15 protein-coding genes are annotated in these 17,340 nt (G+C 73.3%); 6 read left to right on the forward strand and 9 right to left on the reverse strand.

Going from position 1 to position 17,340, the window contains the following annotated elements:
* Positions 1-23 precede the first annotated feature (23 nt).
* Both ACIG87_RS06645 and ACIG87_RS06650 read right to left on the reverse strand, forming a co-directional pair.
* Positions 24-980, reverse strand: coding sequence for a hypothetical protein (locus ACIG87_RS06645; protein WP_396848817.1), 957 nt, complete (start codon positions 978-980; stop codon positions 24-26).
* 180 nt (positions 981-1,160) lie between these two features.
* A complete protein-coding gene (locus ACIG87_RS06650; protein WP_396848818.1) occupies positions 1,161-2,738 on the reverse strand; it encodes a glycoside hydrolase family 9 protein in 1,578 nt (525 codons plus the stop codon).
* Between the two features lie 211 nt (positions 2,739-2,949).
* On the opposite strand from ACIG87_RS06650, the gene ACIG87_RS06655 reads away from it, so the two are divergent.
* Complete coding sequence (locus ACIG87_RS06655) at positions 2,950-4,674, forward strand: DEAD/DEAH box helicase (protein WP_396848819.1); 1,725 nt, start codon at positions 2,950-2,952, stop codon at positions 4,672-4,674.
* 57 nt (positions 4,675-4,731) lie between these two features.
* On the opposite strand, the gene ACIG87_RS06660 is transcribed toward ACIG87_RS06655, so the two are convergent.
* The gene (locus ACIG87_RS06660) at positions 4,732-5,103 is read right to left on the reverse strand and encodes a DoxX family protein (protein ID WP_396848821.1); all 372 of its coding nucleotides are present in this window, start codon (positions 5,101-5,103) and stop codon (positions 4,732-4,734) included.
* Positions 5,104-5,261: 158 nt separating this feature from the next.
* Complete coding sequence (gene lon, locus ACIG87_RS06665) at positions 5,262-7,598, reverse strand: endopeptidase La (protein ID WP_396848823.1); 2,337 nt, start codon at positions 7,596-7,598, stop codon at positions 5,262-5,264.
* Positions 7,599-7,841: 243 nt separating this feature from the next.
* On the opposite strand from lon, the gene ACIG87_RS06670 reads away from it, so the two are divergent.
* The gene (locus tag ACIG87_RS06670; RefSeq protein ID WP_396848824.1) at positions 7,842-8,189 is read left to right on the forward strand and encodes an Lsr2 family protein; all 348 of its coding nucleotides are present in this window, start codon (positions 7,842-7,844) and stop codon (positions 8,187-8,189) included.
* Between the two features lie 400 nt (positions 8,190-8,589).
* Here ACIG87_RS06670 and ACIG87_RS06675 read toward each other — a convergent pair whose 3' ends face one another.
* Entirely contained in the window at positions 8,590-9,894 is a 1,305-nt protein-coding gene (locus tag ACIG87_RS06675) for a hypothetical protein (RefSeq protein ID WP_396848825.1), read from the reverse strand.
* A gap of 305 nt (positions 9,895-10,199) precedes the next feature.
* Positions 10,200-11,072 carry a hypothetical protein gene (locus tag ACIG87_RS06680; protein WP_396848826.1) on the reverse strand — a complete coding sequence of 291 codons (873 nt, stop codon included), beginning with the start codon at positions 11,070-11,072 and terminating at the stop codon, positions 10,200-10,202.
* Positions 11,073-11,216: 144 nt separating this feature from the next.
* On the opposite strand from ACIG87_RS06680, the gene ACIG87_RS06685 reads away from it, so the two are divergent.
* Both ACIG87_RS06685 and ACIG87_RS06690 read left to right on the forward strand, forming a co-directional pair.
* The gene (locus ACIG87_RS06685; protein WP_396848828.1) at positions 11,217-12,329 is read left to right on the forward strand and encodes a DICT sensory domain-containing protein; all 1,113 of its coding nucleotides are present in this window, start codon (positions 11,217-11,219) and stop codon (positions 12,327-12,329) included.
* Between the two features lie 17 nt (positions 12,330-12,346).
* A complete protein-coding gene (locus ACIG87_RS06690; protein WP_396848829.1) occupies positions 12,347-13,066 on the forward strand; it encodes a helical backbone metal receptor in 720 nt (239 codons plus the stop codon).
* Between the two features lie 192 nt (positions 13,067-13,258).
* Here ACIG87_RS06690 and ACIG87_RS06695 read toward each other — a convergent pair whose 3' ends face one another.
* Entirely contained in the window at positions 13,259-13,957 is a 699-nt protein-coding gene (locus ACIG87_RS06695) for a CBS domain-containing protein (RefSeq protein WP_396848831.1), read from the reverse strand.
* Between the two features lie 224 nt (positions 13,958-14,181).
* On the opposite strand from ACIG87_RS06695, the gene ACIG87_RS06700 reads away from it, so the two are divergent.
* Together ACIG87_RS06700 and ACIG87_RS06705 are read left to right on the forward strand one after the other, a co-directional pair.
* A complete protein-coding gene (locus ACIG87_RS06700) occupies positions 14,182-14,748 on the forward strand; it encodes a hypothetical protein (RefSeq protein WP_396848833.1) in 567 nt (188 codons plus the stop codon).
* A 220-nt stretch (positions 14,749-14,968) separates the two neighbouring features.
* Complete coding sequence (locus ACIG87_RS06705; RefSeq protein ID WP_396848834.1) at positions 14,969-15,352, forward strand: FKBP-type peptidyl-prolyl cis-trans isomerase; 384 nt, start codon at positions 14,969-14,971, stop codon at positions 15,350-15,352.
* 57 nt (positions 15,353-15,409) lie between these two features.
* Here the strand turns inward: ACIG87_RS06705 and ACIG87_RS06710 are convergent, their stop codons facing one another.
* The gene (locus ACIG87_RS06710; protein ID WP_396848836.1) at positions 15,410-15,778 is read right to left on the reverse strand and encodes an STAS domain-containing protein; all 369 of its coding nucleotides are present in this window, start codon (positions 15,776-15,778) and stop codon (positions 15,410-15,412) included.
* A gap of 270 nt (positions 15,779-16,048) precedes the next feature.
* Positions 16,049-17,317 (reverse strand): Ig-like domain-containing protein, encoded by a 1,269-nt coding sequence (locus ACIG87_RS06715; RefSeq protein ID WP_396848837.1) that lies wholly within the window; start codon positions 17,315-17,317, stop codon positions 16,049-16,051.
* Between the last annotated feature and the right edge of the window lie 23 nt (positions 17,318-17,340).

A 17,340-nucleotide genomic window follows, 5' to 3' on the forward strand; every position in this document is an offset into this window, starting at 1 on the left:
ACCCGTCACCGCCGACCGGCCGCTCAGATCCCCATCTCGGCCTCGTACGCGGAACGCAGCCGGGCCCGGGCGGCGGGGGCCAGGCAGACGTGCCAGGCGGACCCCTCGTCGATGACGTTCAGTTCGCCGGCGGCCTGCCGGGCCAGCAGGATCTCGGCCAGCACGTCACGTGCGCCGAACCGGGCGTACCAGGCCACCTCCACGTCCACCGCCCAGCCGAGGCAGTGTCCACTGGGGAGCATGGCCGGGTGACCGAGCCGACGCAACCGGTACTGGTGTTCGGTGCTGTGGGCGAAGCTGGTCACCCACAGTGGCGGGGTGCCCGGCGGGGCGGACCGGGCGAACTCCCGGGCCAGGTCGTTGAGGAGGGCGACGAGCTCCCGGCGGGTCCGCCGGAACGTCACCCCGGCGGTGCGCGGGGTGGCCTCCGGCAGCAGACGGCGGCGGACGACGCGTGCGCCGCGACCGAGGACGCTCGCCGGCTGTTCCTGGTATCGGAAGCCGAGCAGGCCGCGCCGGCGCAACCATTCCAGGTCGATCAGGTCGGGGTGTGTGTTGACCTGCTCGTCGGTGCGCAGGGTCGGGGCGTCCCGCCACCACATGAGGTCGATGCGGGACAGCAGGTAGATCCGGACCAGCGCGGTCAGGTCGGCGGCCGAGGTGCGGTCGTTGGGCTGGTGGCGGGCCAGCTCCAGCAGCAGCGTCTCGCGGGCGCCGATCAGGCCCTGCTCGGTGGCGTCGAGCACCTCGGCGATGGCCGGCTCGCGCAGCCGCTGGTCGAGCAGCACCTGACGGGCCGCCGTGGCGGCGGTGCCGGCCAGTGCGCCGACCTCGACCAGCAGCTCCGCGACCGCCTCCCGGTAGGCGGCGAGGTCGGGGGTGGCCGGCCGGGCGGCCCGGGACGGGACGGGCGTCCGGCGGGCCGGGGCGGGCGGGGTGACGCCGGGCTGTTGGCCGGGGCTTCGGCTGGGCACGCGCATGGTCGGTCCTCTCCCGGTGCGACACGGTGCGGATGAACCTGAAGGCACCGTAAACGCTGTGAACCGGTGGAGAACGAGCATTCCTCCCATGACCCCCTAAGGGCGACATGCGGCCCGACGCCGCCCACCCCGAGCCCGGCGCCGCCCACCCCCGGGGCCCGGGGGTGGGCGGCCCGGCGGTCACCGCAGCGCGCAGGCCGTCCCGTTCACGGCGAAGCCGACCGGGGTCGGGTTGACGCCGCTGTAGGAGGCGTTGAAGCCGAGGGTGACCGAGGCGTTGGGGGCGACCGTGCCGTTGTAGCTCTCGTTGGTCACCGTCACCTCCGTACCGCTCTGGCTGAACCGGCCCGACCAGCCCTGGCTGATCTGCTGGTTGCCGGTGAACCGGAAGGTCAGCCGCCACGACGACCAGGCGTCGACGCCGGTGTTGGTCACCGTCATGTTGCCGGTGAAGCCGGTGCTCCAACTGTTCGCCGTGTACGTCACCGCGCACCCGCCACCCGGCGGCGGGGTGGTGGTCGGCGACGGCAGCGTCGGCGTCGGCTGCCCGGTCGGTGTCGGCGTCGCGGTCGGTGTCGGTGTCGGCGTCGCGGTCGGCGTCGGCGTCGGCGTCACGGTCGGGCTCGGCGTCGGCGACCCGGTCGGGGACACCGTCGGGGACGGGGTCGGCTCCGGCGGGGTGCCGGTTCCGGCCTGCTCGGCCGCCCAGTTCGCCAACCAGGCCAGCGCCGAGTTCCAGTTGATCGCGACCTCGTTGACCGAGTACGCCCCGATGTCGTCGACGAAGCACTTCTGCGGCTTGCAGCCGGCGAGCTGGGCCTGGGCGACCGGGTCCTGCAACTCGCTGTTCGGGCCGCCGGAGAGCGCGCCGGGCGGCGCGGTGGGCAGCGCACCGTCGCTCTGGTTGGCCCAGAACCGGTGGTGCACGTTACGTACCGGCTTGTCCCCGTAGCCGGCAACGTAGGACTGGTTGAGCGGGTTGCGGCCGAGCAGGTAGTCGTAACCGGCGAAGGCCCCGGCCCGGTAGCGGGCCGTCCCGGTCAGGTCGAAGGCCGTGGCGAGCACGTTCGCGTTGTTGGCGACCCCGCCGTTGGAACCCCAGTAGTAGTGGCCGTCGCCGCTGCCCGGGGCCGGGTAGCCCTGGTTGGCGGTCTGGGCGAGCATCCGGTCGGCGAAGGCCACGATCGCCGTCCGGATCGCGCTCACGTCGGCGGTGGGCAGGCCGGTCGGCACCAGGGCCAGGGTGGTGTCCCCCAGCCCGGCGGTCCAGCTCCAGTCGTACGCCGATCTGGTGAAGCTCGTGCCCCGGGCGTGCGGGGAGCCGCTCAGGTCGGTGCGGTAGCCGGCCGTGCCGGTGGTGGCGTACAGCTCGGCCGCCGCCCAGTAGAACTCGTCGCTGACGGTGGTGTCCTCGTACGCGCCCCCGCCGGTGCCGTCCGAGGCGGACGCGAGCCGGTTCGGGTTGGCCTTTGCCGCCGCGTACGCCTTCTCGGCGGCGGCGAGGGTCCGGGCGGCGAAGGCGGCGTCGAACGGCTTCCACAGCCGGGACGCCTGCGCGGCCGCCGCCGCCAGGTTGAGGGTGGCGGCGGTGCTCACCGGGGAGAGCAGCCGGGGCTCGCTGTCGGCCTCGGGGCGGGTGGGCAACGCGGTCCAGTTCTGGTCGTGGATCTTGTGGTGCACCATGCCGGCGTTGGTCAGCGCCCGCGCCAGTCGCCGATCGTGGTCGCGGAAGCGCAGCGCGAGGCTCAGGTGGGGCACCCCGCGTCCCGGTACGTGCCAGGGCCAGTTCGACCGTACGCACGCCCGACAGGCCGGCCGGCGCGGACGTGGCCGGTGGACGGGCCGGCCCGGCGGCTGCCGGTCGGTCACCCGGCTCCGGGCGGGCGGGGCGGAGGGGCGGGCTGTGCCGGTCGGCACGGTTGTGCCGGTCGGCGGAGCGGCCCGACGGGGGTGATGGAAAACTCTGCCCATGAGTTCCGCACCCACACCGACCGACCTCTCCGCTCCCGGCGACTCCGACGGGGTGCCCGCCTTCGTGGATCTCGGCCTACGCGCCGAACTGCTGGGCGCACTCGCCGCGCTCGGCTACGAGGAGCCGACCCCGATCCAGCGGGAGGCGATCCCGCTGCTGCTGGCGGGGCGGGACCTGCTGGGGCAGGCGGCCACCGGTACGGGCAAGACCGCCGCGTTCGCCCTGCCCCTGTTGCAGCGGATGCCGGACGACCGCAGCAGCGGCGACCCGGTGTCGTTGGTGCTGGTGCCCACCCGGGAACTGGCCGTGCAGGTCTCCGAGGCGTTCCACAGGTACGGCAAGGACCTCGGCGCCCGGGTGCTGCCGATCTACGGCGGCCAGCCGATCGGCCGCCAGCTCCGCGCCCTGGACCTGGGCGTGGACGTGGTGGTGGCGACCCCGGGCCGGGCGCTGGACCACATCGCCCGGGGCACCCTGCGGCTGGGCTCGCTGGCCACCGTGGTGCTGGACGAGGCCGACGAGATGCTCGACATGGGCTTCGCCGAGGACATCGAGGCGATCCTGGAACACGCGCCCGCACAGCGGCAGACGGTGCTGTTCTCCGCCACCATGCCGGCCCGGATCGACGGGTTGGCCCGCAAGCACCTGACCGACCCGGAGCGCATCCAGATCGGGCGGGAGCAGCCGGTGGCCGGCGAGGCGCCCCGGGTACGGCAGAGCGCGTACATCGTCACCCGGGCGCACAAGCCGGCGGTGCTGGGTCGGGTGCTGGACGTGGAGTCCCCGACGGCGGCGATCGTCTTCTGCCGCAGCCGGGAGGAGGTGGACCGGCTCACCGAGACCATGAACGGGCGCGGTTACCGGGCCGAGGCGCTGCACGGCGGGATGAGCCAGGAGCAGCGCGACCGGGTGATGGGGCGGCTGCGCGCCGGCACCGCCGACCTGCTGGTGGCCACGGACGTGGCGGCCCGAGGGCTGGACGTCGAGCAGCTCACCCACGTGGTCAACTACGACGTGCCGTCGGCCCCGGAGTCGTACGTGCACCGGATCGGCCGGGTGGGTCGGGCGGGCCGGGAGGGGGTGGCGATCACCCTCGCCGAGCCCCGCGAGCACCGGATGCTCAAGACCATCGAACGGGTCACCGGGCAGCGGATCGACATCGACAAGATCCCCACGGTGGCGGACCTCCGGACCCGACGGATGGCGCTGACCCAGGCGGCACTGCGGGAGAGCCTGCTCGAGGACGACCTGGACCCGTTCCGGGTGATCGTCGAGTCGCTGTCGGACGAGTTCGACCTGATGGAGGTGGCGCTGGCGGCCGTCAAGCTGGCCCACGAGGCGGCCCTGCCCGGCTCCGACGACGAGGAGGAGATCCCGCAGGTGGCGGTCCGCGCGCCCCGGGAGTCCCGACCCGGGTTCGACGGCCGGGGCGGGGAACGGCGCGGCGGTGGTGGCAGCCGGCCGCGCACGGGCGGTACCGCGCAGGTCTTCATCGGCCTGGGGCGACGCGCCGGGGTACGTCCGCAGGACCTGGTCGGTGCGATCACCGGGGAGACCAAGGTGAGCGGCCGGGACATCGGCTCGATCGAGATCGCCGACCGGTTCTCCCTGGTGGAGGTGCCGCAGGGCGTCGCCGACGAGGTGATCGCGGGCTTGCGCAACAGCACCATCAAGGGACGCAAGGCGACCGTACGGCGCGACCGCGGCGGCGAGGGGCACTGACCCACCACGCGATATCGGCCCGCACCCCCGAGCCGGGGCGCGGGCCGGTCGCGTTCCTCAGAGTGGGTACGGCCCGAAGCGGCCCCAGGCGACGATCGCCGCCAGGATCAACAGCACCACGGTGATCGCGGTGCCGGGGTGCTCCTTGGCCCGGACGTGCACCACGATCGCGCCGACCATCACGATCACCAGGCCGACGGCGGCCAGCGGGGTGAGCACCGTGGCGATGCCGGTGAGGCCGGGCAGGACGAGCCCGATCGCGGCCAGCACCTCGACCGCGCCGAGCGCCTTGACCTGGGTGGGCGGGACGTTCTCGACCCATCCCATCCGGTCGCGCAGCTTCTCCTTGGGTTGGGTCAGCTTGGTCAGTCCCGCGCCGGAGAAGAGCGCGGCGAGCAGGATCTGCAGGATCCACAGGAACACGTTCACGGGTGGTCGCCTCCAAGGGGTGCCACCGTACGGTGGCTGATCAGTGGTGTGGGAAGGGTCAGGCTGGTGCGGGAAGGGTCAGGCTTCGCCGCCGATCGGCCCCCGACGCCCGGTGGGACGTCGAGGGCCGCCGAAACAGGACCGGCACGGCGGGACGGTCAGGCGGCGCCGACCGGCCGACCGCCGAGCGTCTCCGCGTCGATCTCGGCCGGGCGCAACGCCAGGGCGAGCACGTCGGCGACGTCGGCCAGGGTGTGCACGATCAGCGCCTGGCGTACCTCGGCGGGCAGGTCGTCGAGGTCCGGCTCGTTGCGGGCCGGGATGATCACCTCGGTCAGGCCGGCCCGGTGCGCGGCGAGCAGCTTCTGCTTGACCCCGCCGATGGGCAGCACCCGACCGGAGAGCGTCACCTCACCGGTCATCCCGAACTCGGGCCGCACCGGCCGGCCGGTCACCAGGGAGGCCAGCGCGGTGACCATGGTGATGCCGGCGCTCGGGCCGTCCTTGGGCACCGCCCCCGCCGGGACGTGCAGGTGGATCCGGCGTCCGGCCAGGACGTTCGGGTCGATGCCGTACCGACGCCCGTTGGAGCGCAGGTACGACCACGCGATGTGCGCGGACTCCTTCATCACGTCGCCGAGCTGCCCGGTCAGGGTCAGCCCGGGTTCACCCTCCATGCTGGTGGCCTCGATGAAGAGCACGTCACCACCCGCGCCGGTGACCGCCAGGCCAGTGGCCACGCCGGGCACCGCCGTCCGCTCGGCCGATTCCGGGGTGAACTTCGGCCGGCCCAGATAGCGGGCCAGGTTGCCGGTGTCGACCCGGACCGGGGCCGGGTCGGTGGCCAGCGTGACGGCGACCTTGCGCAGGATCTTCGCCAGGGCCCGTTCGAGCTGCCGGACACCGGCCTCCCGGGTATACTCCCCCGCGATCGAGGCGAGGGCCTCGTCGGCCACGGTGGCCTCCTCGGCGGTCAGCCCGGCCCGCTGGAGCTGCCGGGGCAGCAGGTGGTCGCGGCCGATGGCCACCTTCTCGTCCTCGGTGTAGCCGTCCAGAGTTACCAGTTCCATCCGGTCCAGCAGCGGGCCGGGGATGCTCTCCACCACGTTGGCGGTGGCCAGGAAGAGCACGTCGGACAGGTCGAGGTCGACCTCCAGGTAGTGGTCCCGGAAGGTGTGGTTCTGCGCCGGGTCGAGCACCTCCAGCAGGGCGGCGGCCGGGTCGCCGGCGTACCCGGCGGCCAGCTTGTCGACCTCGTCAAGGAGCACCACCGGGTTCATCGAGCCGGCCTCGCGCAGGGCGCGGACGATCCGGCCGGGCAACGCGCCGACGTAGGTGCGCCGGTGGCCGCGGATCTCGGCCTCGTCGCGGACGCCGCCGAGGGAGACCCGGACGAAGTTGCGGCCCAATGCGCGGGCCACCGACTCGCCGAGGCTGGTCTTGCCGACACCGGGCGGGCCGGCGAGGGCGAGCACCGCGCCGGAGCCGCGCCCGCCGACCACGCCGAGGTTGCGCTCGGCACGGCGGTTACGCACCGCGAGGTACTCCAGGATACGGTCCTTCACGTCGGCCAGGCCGGCGTGGTCGGCGTCGAGCACCGCGCGGGCCGTCGCCAGGTCGGTGTTGTCCTCGGTACGGGTGCTCCACGGCATCTCCAGCACCGTATCCAGCCAGGTGCGGATCCAGCCCGCCTCCGGGGAGGCGTCACTGGCCCGCTCCAGCTTGCCGACCTCGCGCAGCGCCGCCTCGCGGACCTTCTCCGGCAGGTCGGCGGCCTCGACCCGGGCGCGGTAGTCGGCAGAGCCGTCCGGCTCGTCCTCGCCCAGTTCCTTCCGGATCGCGGCAAGCTGCTGGCGGAGCAGGAACTCCCGCTGGGACTTCTCCAGCCCCTCGCGGACGTCGCTGTTGATCTGCTCGGTGACCTCCTGCTCGGCCAGGTGCTCACGGACCCATCCAACGAGCAGTTCCAACCGGGCGGTGACGTCCGGCGCGACGAGCAGTTCGGTCTTCTGCGGCAGGGTGAGCCAGGGTGCGTAACCCGCCGCATCGGCCAGTTCGGACAGGTCGGTCATCCGTTCCATCGCGTCGATGACCTGCCAGGCGCCACGCTGCTGAAGGACCGAGGTCATCAGGGCGCGGTACTCACGGGCCAACTCCCGGGCGCGACCGGCGGGAGCGGGTTCGTCCAGTCGGGTGGCCTCCACCCAGAGGGCGGCGCCGGGGCCGGGGACGCCGGAGCCGATCCGGGCGCGGGCCAGACCGCGTACCACGGCGGCGGGCTCGCCGTCGGGGAGCCGGCCCACCTTCTCGATGGTGGCGATCGTGCCGACGGGGCCGTACTCGCCGTCGATGCGCGGCACGGCGAGCAGGGTCTTGTCACCGCTGGCTCGGGCCGCGTCGACCGCGGCCTGGGTGGTCGGGTCGAGGGTCACCGGAATGACCATGCCGGGCAGCAGGACGACGTCGGTCAGGGGAAGTACCGGAAGGGTTGCCATCGGACACCTGCCATCGCGTTGAGTTGAGCGTGTCTCACTCAAGTCACCAACCGCTCCCCGTGTTCCGGGATGTGACCCAGGACACATCTCGGGGGCGGCGCGGCCGCCGGCCAGCATTGGCCGGACCCGGATATCCCAGGATTGACGCGACCCACCAAATGTAAGAGAGGCATATTGTTGCGGATTTGCCGTCAGATACGTCAAACTCTTAGCACACCCCGCTCAACACAGGGAGTAATGGCGATGGCAAGGAAAGTAATCACAGTTCTTACCGACGACCTCGACGGCGGAAAGGCCGATCGGACCGTCGAGTTCAGCCTGGACGGGGCGGCGTACACCATCGACCTCTCCGACGAGAACGCGGGGGTGCTGCGCAAGACGCTCGACGCCTACATCACCGCTGGCCGCCGAATGGGGCGGGGTGCGATCGAGGCCGGTCGCCCGGCTCGCCGCCCCGCTCGGGCCGGCGTCTCGGGAATGGATCGCGAGCAGAACCGCGCCATCCGGGAATGGGCGACCAAGAACGGCCACGAGATTTCCGAGCGCGGTCGCATCCCGGTCTCGGTCGTGGAGGCGTGGAAGAACCGCTGACCGGCGGGTCGAGTCACGATCGGATACGCCGGGGTCACGCTGAGATATCAGCGAGGACCCCGGCGTTCTTCGCGTTGTCCACGATTTCCATCCGGCGGCCGGGCAGCGAAAACCATTGCCGGCCGGCACGATCGGGGCCGATAGGGCCGGCCGCCCCGGGAACCATGGGCCGCGCCGTCGGGCCCGGTGGGGCTGATGCGCCGGTGGGCCGGTGGGGCCGCCGCATCGTCGGGGCCGGCAAGGCCGGCGCGACCAGGGGGCCGGGGCGGGTCGCCGCCGTGGGGACCGGTGAGGCGGCCGGGGACCTGGGCCCGTCCTCGGGTCCGCTCCCCGAGCCACGAAGAACTGCGGGCCGCCTCGGGGATTCCCCGGGCGGCCCGCAGTCGTCGTGCGTGTCGGGTCAGTTGACCTGGATGCGTACCACGTCGAAGGCGGGGGTCTGGTTGGCCCGCTCCATCATCGGCACCCGGTGCGAGCCGTCACCGGCCCAGACCGCGCACTGCGCCGTACCCGACTGCGGCAGGCCCGGGACCTGGATGGTCACGTCGTCAGCCTGGTTGCCGCCCTTGCCGTCCTCAGTGGCCACGAAGAACGCCGGAACGTCCTGCGGGTTCGACGGGGCCTGGTTGGTGTTCTGGAGCATCCGGCAGGCGGTGTGGAAGTGACCACGGGTGAGGCCCTGACCGTTGAGCACCGAGCTCTCCAGGTAGTAGCCACCCTGACCGGCCGCCAGGAACCGGTCACGGACCAGGTTGCGGGTGGAGACCTTCAGGCTGAACGCCTGGTTGCGCTGCACCCGGTTCGGGAACTGCGTGATCAGCAGCGACGGGTTGTTGGCCGCCGCACCGACCTCGCCGAACGCGGTGCTCACGCAGCGGTTGCCGTTCTGGAAGCCATCGTGCGGCTGCAACCTGCTGTTGGCGCAGTCCTTCGCGAGCACGCCCAGGGCGTTGCCGTTGTTGCCGTTCTGGCCGCCGTTGTTGTTGCCACCGTTCTGACCACCGTTGTTGCCGTTCTGGCCACCGTTGTTGTTCTGGCCACCGTTGTTGCCGTTCTGGCCACCGTTGTTGCCGCCGTTCTGGCCACCGTTGTTGGCGGCCACCGTGCAGCCGGCGAGCTGCTCCAGGCCCTGCGGGCGCTGGGCGAACCGGCCGATCGCGGTGGCGATCCGGTTCAGGGCGGACCGCCGCTTGTCGGCCAGCGGGCCGAGGATGGCGTTGTTGATGAACTCCTGCCCGTTGCGCCCCTCGGCGGCCAGCCGCTTGTTGGCGTCGGCGATCTGGGTCGTCAGCAGGGCAAGCTCCTTGTCCACCTCGGCCTTGGCCTGAGCCGGGATCTGGGGCAGCTTGGGGGTCACCTCCGGGCAGGCCACCGTCGAGGCGAGCGTGGTCACCGGCGCGTTGCCGGCCTTGACGGCCTGGCACTCGGCGACGGACATCTGGCCGTCACCCCAGTGGTTGCGGACCCAGCGACCGTTCTGCCACGTCTGGGTGGTGCTGCCGCGCCCGCTCGGCGAGGTGGCACCGGGGCTCGGCGCGACGCAGGCCGACGAGACGTTGCGGGTCTGCCTCGGCTTGTCCCCGGCCGATGAGATCTGGGTGACGGCGGCGATACCGCCGAAGACGACGAGCGCACCGACCGCCGCCAGCAGCCGCTTGCTCCGCGCGTTACCGGATGACCGGCGTGCCCCTGTGGACCTGCGCATCGAATTGCTCTCCTTCTCGATCCGGTACCTGACTCATGTCCCCGACGAGGAGACGGACTTTCGGGTGGGTCGCCCTGCCGGGGTCACTGCGACGTTCCGGTCGCACGTCGATGGCCGACGATGCCTTTCCGCACCGTCCGCCGCGTCGGGTGGCGCGGCTGGGAAGATCCTGTCCATTCCCGCTTAGGTACGGGCCGGCACGGACGAAGGTTCAAAGCGGATCGAGGATTCCGGGACCGTTTTCCGGCCGGACCGGGATGTCACCAACCGTCGCCGGAAAATGACGGCGGGTCGTTCCGGGTGGATCAGTCCACGCAGAGGTGATCGAACGCGAACGGCGTGGTCAACTCGTCCCGCCGGTCCCGCAGCGCGCGGATCTGCCGGCGCAACTCGTCCCGGTCGATCAGGGTCGACTCGTCGACGTCCGGGGCGGCCAGCCGGTCGCCCACCGCCACGGCCGCGAGATCCTCGGCCAGCCGGGCGGCGTCCACCCCGCAGTGCAGCCGTGCCTCGACAACGGTGACCCGTTCCACCAGACACCGGCCGGGCCGCACCTCGACCCAGCTCCACCCCTCGGCCACCTCGCCGCGCCAGCGCACGTGCAGCCCCCGCACGATCGGGTCGCTGAGCCGCCGTGACACGTACGCCTCGACGGCAGCCGCCCGGGACAGCGCGCCGAGGTCGTTGACCGGCCCGGTGCGCCCGTCCGGCAGCCGGCCGACGATGTCGCGGTACCCGACCGGCGCGTCGTCCGGATCGTCCGAGGCCGCACCGGCCGCGTAGGCGCGTGCGTCGATGACGTACGTGATGATCCGTCGGCCGTGTCCGGCGGCCCGCAGCGTCGGTGAGCCGATCCGCAGCACCGGCAGGCCGACGGCGGCGCACACCGCCGCCCCCATCCGCTCGGCCCGCTGCCCGGCCGAGCCGGCCGGCGCGGTGGGGCCGACGGTCAGGGCGAACACCGGGACACCGGTGTCGACCGCGCAGACGACGTGGTCGAACTCCTCCCGCAGGGCCGAACTCCACTGGTGCCCGGTGACCCCGGCCGGCCGCCGCGACACCAGGTCACCGAGCCGGCGTCCGCCGTACACCGCCTGGCCGGCCCGCAGGAACAGCGGCGCCGCACCGGCCGGGACCGGCCGCAGCCGGGCACCGTCGTCGGTGGCGGTACGCGTCATCGTCGGGCCGGTCCGTCCGTGGCAGGGGAAGGTGACCGGCCGAGTCTAGGACGTCGGCCACGGTTCCCGCCGCGCCGGTGTCGCCGGTGGAGACGGCGCCGGGCGGCCGGCGCGCGCCCCGACCGGCTTCTCTACGCTCACGGGGTGCTACACGACGGACCGGCCCCGGAACTGTTGACCAAGCGGAGTCTCGTCACGGTCTCCCACGCCATCGAACGGTCGGCGCTGGCCACCGCCGAGGACGGCCCACTGGTGGTGATCGCGCTGTTCCAGCGGATGCCCTACTTCCTGCGGGAGCGGGCCCGCTACACCCGGATCGCCGCGAGCGCGGCGGTCACCGTGGTCGGGTTGGCCGGGGAGGCGCCACCGGAACTGTCCCCCGGGGCGTACCCGGTGGCGCTTGACGAATCCGAGGAGTTGGCCCGGGAGTGGAGCGTGGTGGCGCTGACCCCCCGGTTCGGGGCGAGTCTGGTGGCCCGGGACCGGCGGGAGGTGGTGGCGGCCGGCACGCTGGAGGAGGGCCGGCTCTTCTCCGGCCGCTGGGGGTTCCGCCGCGACGAGGCTCTGCACGAGGTGATCCGGCTGCGCGCGCAGCTCGGCGACCGGCTCCCGCCGGTGGCGCTGACCGCGATCGATCAGGTGCTGCGCCGGGTCCGGGACCTGCCGGCGACCCCCGGTGAGCGCCGGGCCGAGGCGGCGTTGCGGCTGATGGCCGAACGGGTCGAACGGGCCCACCGGACCGCCCCGGGGCGGGTCGACGAGCCGGCGGAGGGCCCGCCGGGGCTGGTGGACGAGCCGACGCTACGCCGATGGACGGGGATGGACGGGGTGACCGCCTCCGGCACCCTGCCGGTGGCCCTGATCGGGGTACGGGTCAGTGAGCCGGCCGGCGCCCCCGAACGCTTCGGGCGGCGCAGCGCCGCCCGGGAGGCACAGGCCGTGATCGCCGCGCTGACCGCGCCACTGCGCCCGGTCGACCGGGCGGTCCGCCTCACCTCCGACGAGTACCTGCTGGTCCTGCCGGCGTTGACCCGGGAGGAGGCGCTGGCGGTGGCCGGCCAGGTGCACGCCTCGGTGGCCGGGCTGGCCCGGTCGTACCCGTTCGTGTCCTTCGCGGTGCACGCGGCGGTCACCGTGACCGCCCGGCGGCCGATGCCGGTGGCCGAGGTCCGGCACGCCCTCGAGTGGGCGGCCCGGGAGGGCGTTCCGGTGGCCACGGTGGCCCGGGAGGCCGTCGCGAGCGCCGCCCACCACTGAGGACGGGAGGCAGCGGGGTGCGGGTGGTCTCGTTGGTGCCGTCGCTGACCGAGGCGGTGGCGGCGACCGTGCCGGAGATGCTGGTCGGCGCGACCGACTGGTGCGTCCACCCGGCGGGGCTGGACGTGGCCAGGGTCGGCGGCAGCAAGTACCCCGACCTGGACCGGGTGCGTGCCCTCCGGCCGGACCTGGTGCTGCTCAACGTCGAGGAGAACCGGCGTGCCGACGCGGACGCGCTCACCGCAGCCGGGGTGCCGGTGCTGGTCACCTACCCGCGAACCGTGCCGCAGGCCCTGGACGAACTGGCCGGGCTCCTCACCGCGCTGGGGGTGACCGGGGAGCCACGCTGGCTGACCGACGCCCGCCGGGCCTGGGCCGCGCCCGCCGTCCCGGCCGGTGTCCGCCGGGCCGTGGTGCCGGTGTGGCGTCGTCCGTGGGTGGTGCTCGGCGGGGACACCTTCGCCGGGGACGTGTTGCGCCGGCTCGGCGTGGTCAACCTGTACGACGACGACCCCGAGCGCTATCCGCGCCCCGACCTCGACGCGTTGCGGGCCCGCCGGCCCGACCTCGTGGTGCTCCCCGACGAGCCCTACACGTTCACCGCCGAGGACGGGCCGGACGCCTTCCCCGGCACTGCCTGCGCGCTGGTCTCCGGCCGCCACCTCACCTGGTACGGCCCCTCCCTGGCCGAGGCTCCCGCCCTGCTCACCGCCCAGCTCTCGGCCCCGTCGCCGTGACTCGCCGTCGGGCGCGGCACCGAACGCCCTGCCCGCTGCGGATCGGCGGGGAATGCGTCGGCAGGGCGTCCTGGCCGGTGGTGGCCGTCCCGGTGCCGACCCCGGCGTCCCGGGTGCCCGGCGGAACCGCGCTGCCCGGCTGAGCACCGTCGGGCCCCTTCCCCGCGGGGAGGGGGCCCGACGAGGTGCGGCTCAGGCCACCGGGGTGACCCCGCCCGGCGTCCGCTCCACCAGGCCCGCGTCGTCCAAGTCGTACCCGATGGTGCTGGTCACCTGGACCACCCCGCTGATCTGCCCGGCGAGCCGCACCGCCAGCTCGGCGGCGGTCCGCCGGTCCAGCCGGCCGTCCAGCGCCACCGCGCCGTCGCGGACCTGGACGGTGACCAGCCCGTCCCGGACGGCCAGCACCCGCCGCAGCACCTCCTGCACCACGTCCTCCCGGATCTCCGCGTCACTGCGCAGGTGCACCCTCAGCAGGTCGCTGCGGGTGACGATGCCGACCAGCCGGCCGAGGTCGTCGAGGACGGGCAGCCGCTTGACCGACTCCCGGTCCATCAACCGGGCCGCCGCCGGCAACGACGCCCCCGGGTGCGTGGTGACGGCCGGCGCGGTCATCAACTCCTTCGCCAGCAACGCCTCGGCCTTCTCCCGGGACGCCCGACGCCGCCGCCGTTCGAAGACCCGGCGTTCCTCCTGCGCCCCGGAGTGCTCCACCTTGTGCAGCAGGTCCGCCTCCGAGACCACCCCCAGCACCCGACGGAACCCGTCCACCACCGGCACCGCGCTGATGCCACGCCGGATCAGCACGTCGACGATCGCCCGGTAGGGGGTCTCCTCCCCCACCGTGGCGACCTCCCGGGTCATCACGTCGTCCACCTGCCACGTCCTCATCACGACCTCCTCGACGGCTCTCACGGCCGACGCTAGGGCCGGCCCGACGGGCCGGGCAGAGGCGGGTGGACCGACGCCTCCCGGGTCGAAGGTCCCGTCCGGACGGCCCGGCCAGGGGACTTAGGTCCCGCTCCGGCACGGACCGGTCGGCCCTGCCGGATCAGCCCCGACGGGCGTCGAATAGAGCTGCCACCGGGAAGTGCGGTGCCAGGCAGAGAAGGGACGTGGAGACCATGACCGCGACGATCGAGCGGAACACCACCGCCAGGAGCATCGCACCGGTGGCCGGAACCGAGACCACCCGCCAGCGTGCCGCCCGGTACGTCTGGGCCGGAACCCGGATCGCCCTTGGCTGGATCTTCCTCTGGGCGTTCCTGGACAAGCTCTTCGGCCTCGGTCACGAGACCGCGACGAAGAACGCCTGGATCAACGGTGGCAGCCCGACCAAGGGTTTCCTCGCCTTCGGCGCGGCCGGCCCGTTCGAGGGGCTCTACCACGACATCGCCGGCGCGGCCTGGGCCGACTGGCTGTTCATGCTCGGCCTGGCCGGGATCGGCGTGGCCCTGCTGCTCGGCATCGGGATGCGCGTCGCCGCAGTCGCCGGTGGCCTGCTCATGGTCATGATGTGGACCGCCGTCCTGCCCCCCGAGAACAACCTCTTCCTGGACGACCACCTGATCTACGCCGCGGTGCTGGCCGGCCTCGCCCTGGTCGGTGCGGGGAACACGCTCGGCCTCGGCCGGGTCTGGGCCAAGCTCCCGCTGGTGCGCCGGTTCGGCTGGCTCAGGTAGCCGACAGGCCGGTAGGGGCGCCACCGTCGAGGTGGCGCCCCTACCGTGCGTCCATCCCCCGTCCGCCCCGACGGTCGTACCTGATCCCCAGGGCCGCCCCGTACGGTGGCCGCCGGTGGGCGCGGGGGGCGCGGATCGGGACCGCCGGGAATCGGTGCGTCGCGATCGGGCAGGATCGAGACCGACCGGACGATCGTGCGACGACGGAGGAGACCAGCAGATGAACGCACCCCAGGCAGGCAAGCCGGAGATCGGCCCGATCGAGGGCGCGGCGCCGGCGGACCTCGTCATCGAGGACATCACCGTCGGGGAGGGCCCCGAGGCCCGTCCGGGCCAGCTGGCCAACGTGCACTACGTCGGGGTGTCCCACTCCACCGGCCGCGAGTTCGACGCCTCCTGGAACCGGGGCGAGGCCTTCGAGTTCCCGCTCGGCGGCGGCCAGGTCATCGCCGGCTGGGACCAGGGCGTGGTGGGCATGAAGGTCGGCGGCCGTCGCCGGCTCACCATCCCGCCGCACCTGGGCTACGGCAGCCGGGGCGCCGGCGGCGTCATCAAGCCGAACGAGACCCTGGTCTTCGTCGTCGACCTGCTCGGCGTCCGCTGACCGCCGGTGGGGTCGCCGGCACCGTCCGGCGGCCCCACCGGCACGGGCGGTGACCCGTCAGGCGCAGGCCGCCAGACGGCGGGGCGTGACCTCGACCGCGGCGTCGCCGTGCCGGACCGGGATGATCCGGTGCAGACCGGTGGCCCGCAGCACCCGGGTGACCACCGGATCGGGGTCGACCACGACCAGCTCACCGCCCCGGGCCCGCACCCTCAGGTGGGCGGCGACCAGCGCCCGCACCCCGGCAGCGGAGAGCACCTGGACGCCGGAGAGGTCCAGCCGGAGCAACGGACGGGCCGGCGCGGCCCAGAGGGCGGCCCGGAACGCGCCGACGGTGGCGATGTCGATCTCGCCCACCGCTCGTACCTCGACCACGTCGTCGGCCACCCGGAGCCGCACGTGGAACCGGTCCTGTCCCTGCGTCATGCCCCGAATCTAGCCCCCACCCCCGACGTTTCCGCCCTGCCCGAGGCGGGTTTCCGGGTAGTCCCAGGGTCGCCCCGGAGTGGACCCGCACTCCTCCTCAGGGTGGAGCGGGTCTCAGGGTGGAGGCCGACGCCACCCGGCCGCCCCCGGGTCTGCTGCGCGGGACTCCCGCGCGGTGTCCCGCGGGCAACCGCCACGGTGTGCCGGGTACGACCGGGCCGCCGCGACGACGGCCCGGTCGTACCCCGGTCGTTCCTCCCCGGCCGGCGGTCAGCCGCCGCTGGCCGACGGCGCGGGCGACGTGCCCCCGGCGACCGCCCCCGGGTGCGGCGGGCTGGTGGTGGGCGCCGGCTTCAGGCCCGGCGGTACGGGCAGCGCGCTGCCCCTGGCGAACTCGGCCCAACTGGTGTTCCAGGCCGTCCAACCGTTGCCCGGCCGCAGCGGCACCTCGGTGCCTGTCACGGTGACCAGGTCGCCGACCTGGGTGACGCCCATCAGCCAGTCGGCGGCGGTGGACGAGACGTTGGCGCAGCCGTGCGAGACGTTGGTGTAGCCCTGGTCCCCCTCCGACCAGGGCGCGGCGTGGATGAACTCGCCGCCCCAGGTGAGCCGCTGGGCGTCCTCGACGTCGACCACGTAGCCGCCGTCGGGCTCACCCCGGGTGTCGAAGCGGGTCTGCTGGTGCTTCTCCATGATCACCATCTTGCCGCTGGAGCTCGGCGTGCTCGGCTTGCCCAGGCTGACCGGGATCTTGCGGATCAGCTTGCCGTCCTGGAAGACCGACATCTGCTTGGTGCCGTTGTCGATGTCCAGGGCGACCTGCCGACCGATCTTCGAGGTGGACCGCCGGTCGGCGTCGCCGACGTACTCCTTGCCGATCGGCAGCCCCTCCAGCGCCGACCGGACGCTGATCCTCGTCCCGGTACGCCAGAAGTCGGGGGCCCGGTAGTAGACCTGGCTGCCGTCCTCCAGCCACGACCAGGTGCCCGGCTGGGGCGGATCGGTCTGCACGAACAATCGTCGCTGCACGGCCGCTCTGGCCTCTTTGGGAATTGCCGGTTCGAACGCGACAGTCACCGGCATCGCGGTGCCGTACGTCTGGTTCCCGGCGAAATAGAGCACGCTGGTCAGCGTCTGCCGGTTCGTATTCGCCGCCGTGGTGAACGTCGTGCGCCCGACGGTCGTACGACCCGAGTCGCCGGTCGCGGTCACCTCTGCGGTGTAGGTCCGGCCGCTGCCCAGCGGGGCCGCCGGCACCCAGCTCGACCCGTCGTCGCGGGCCTCGCCGGCCACCGCCCTACCCTTGTCGTCGGTGAGTTTGACGCTGGTCACCCGGCCGTTCTTCACGGTGGTGCCGACCTCCGCGCTGACCGGCACGTCCTTCGCCCGATCGGCGGGGGTCACCGACACCGTGGGGTCCGCCGCCCCACCGGATGCCGCCCCGGCCGTCGGCTTCCGCTCGGCGGTACATCCGCCGAGGACCAACGGTGCGGCTGCGATGGTTACCGCCAGTAGCGTCAATCGCCGCCTCACGTCCATATTCCGTCCCCCATTTCCAGTCC

Origin of the sequence: Micromonospora sp. NPDC051925, from assembly GCF_044548625.1 — a bacterium.
In the GTDB taxonomy this organism is placed as follows: domain Bacteria; phylum Actinomycetota; class Actinomycetes; order Mycobacteriales; family Micromonosporaceae; genus Micromonospora.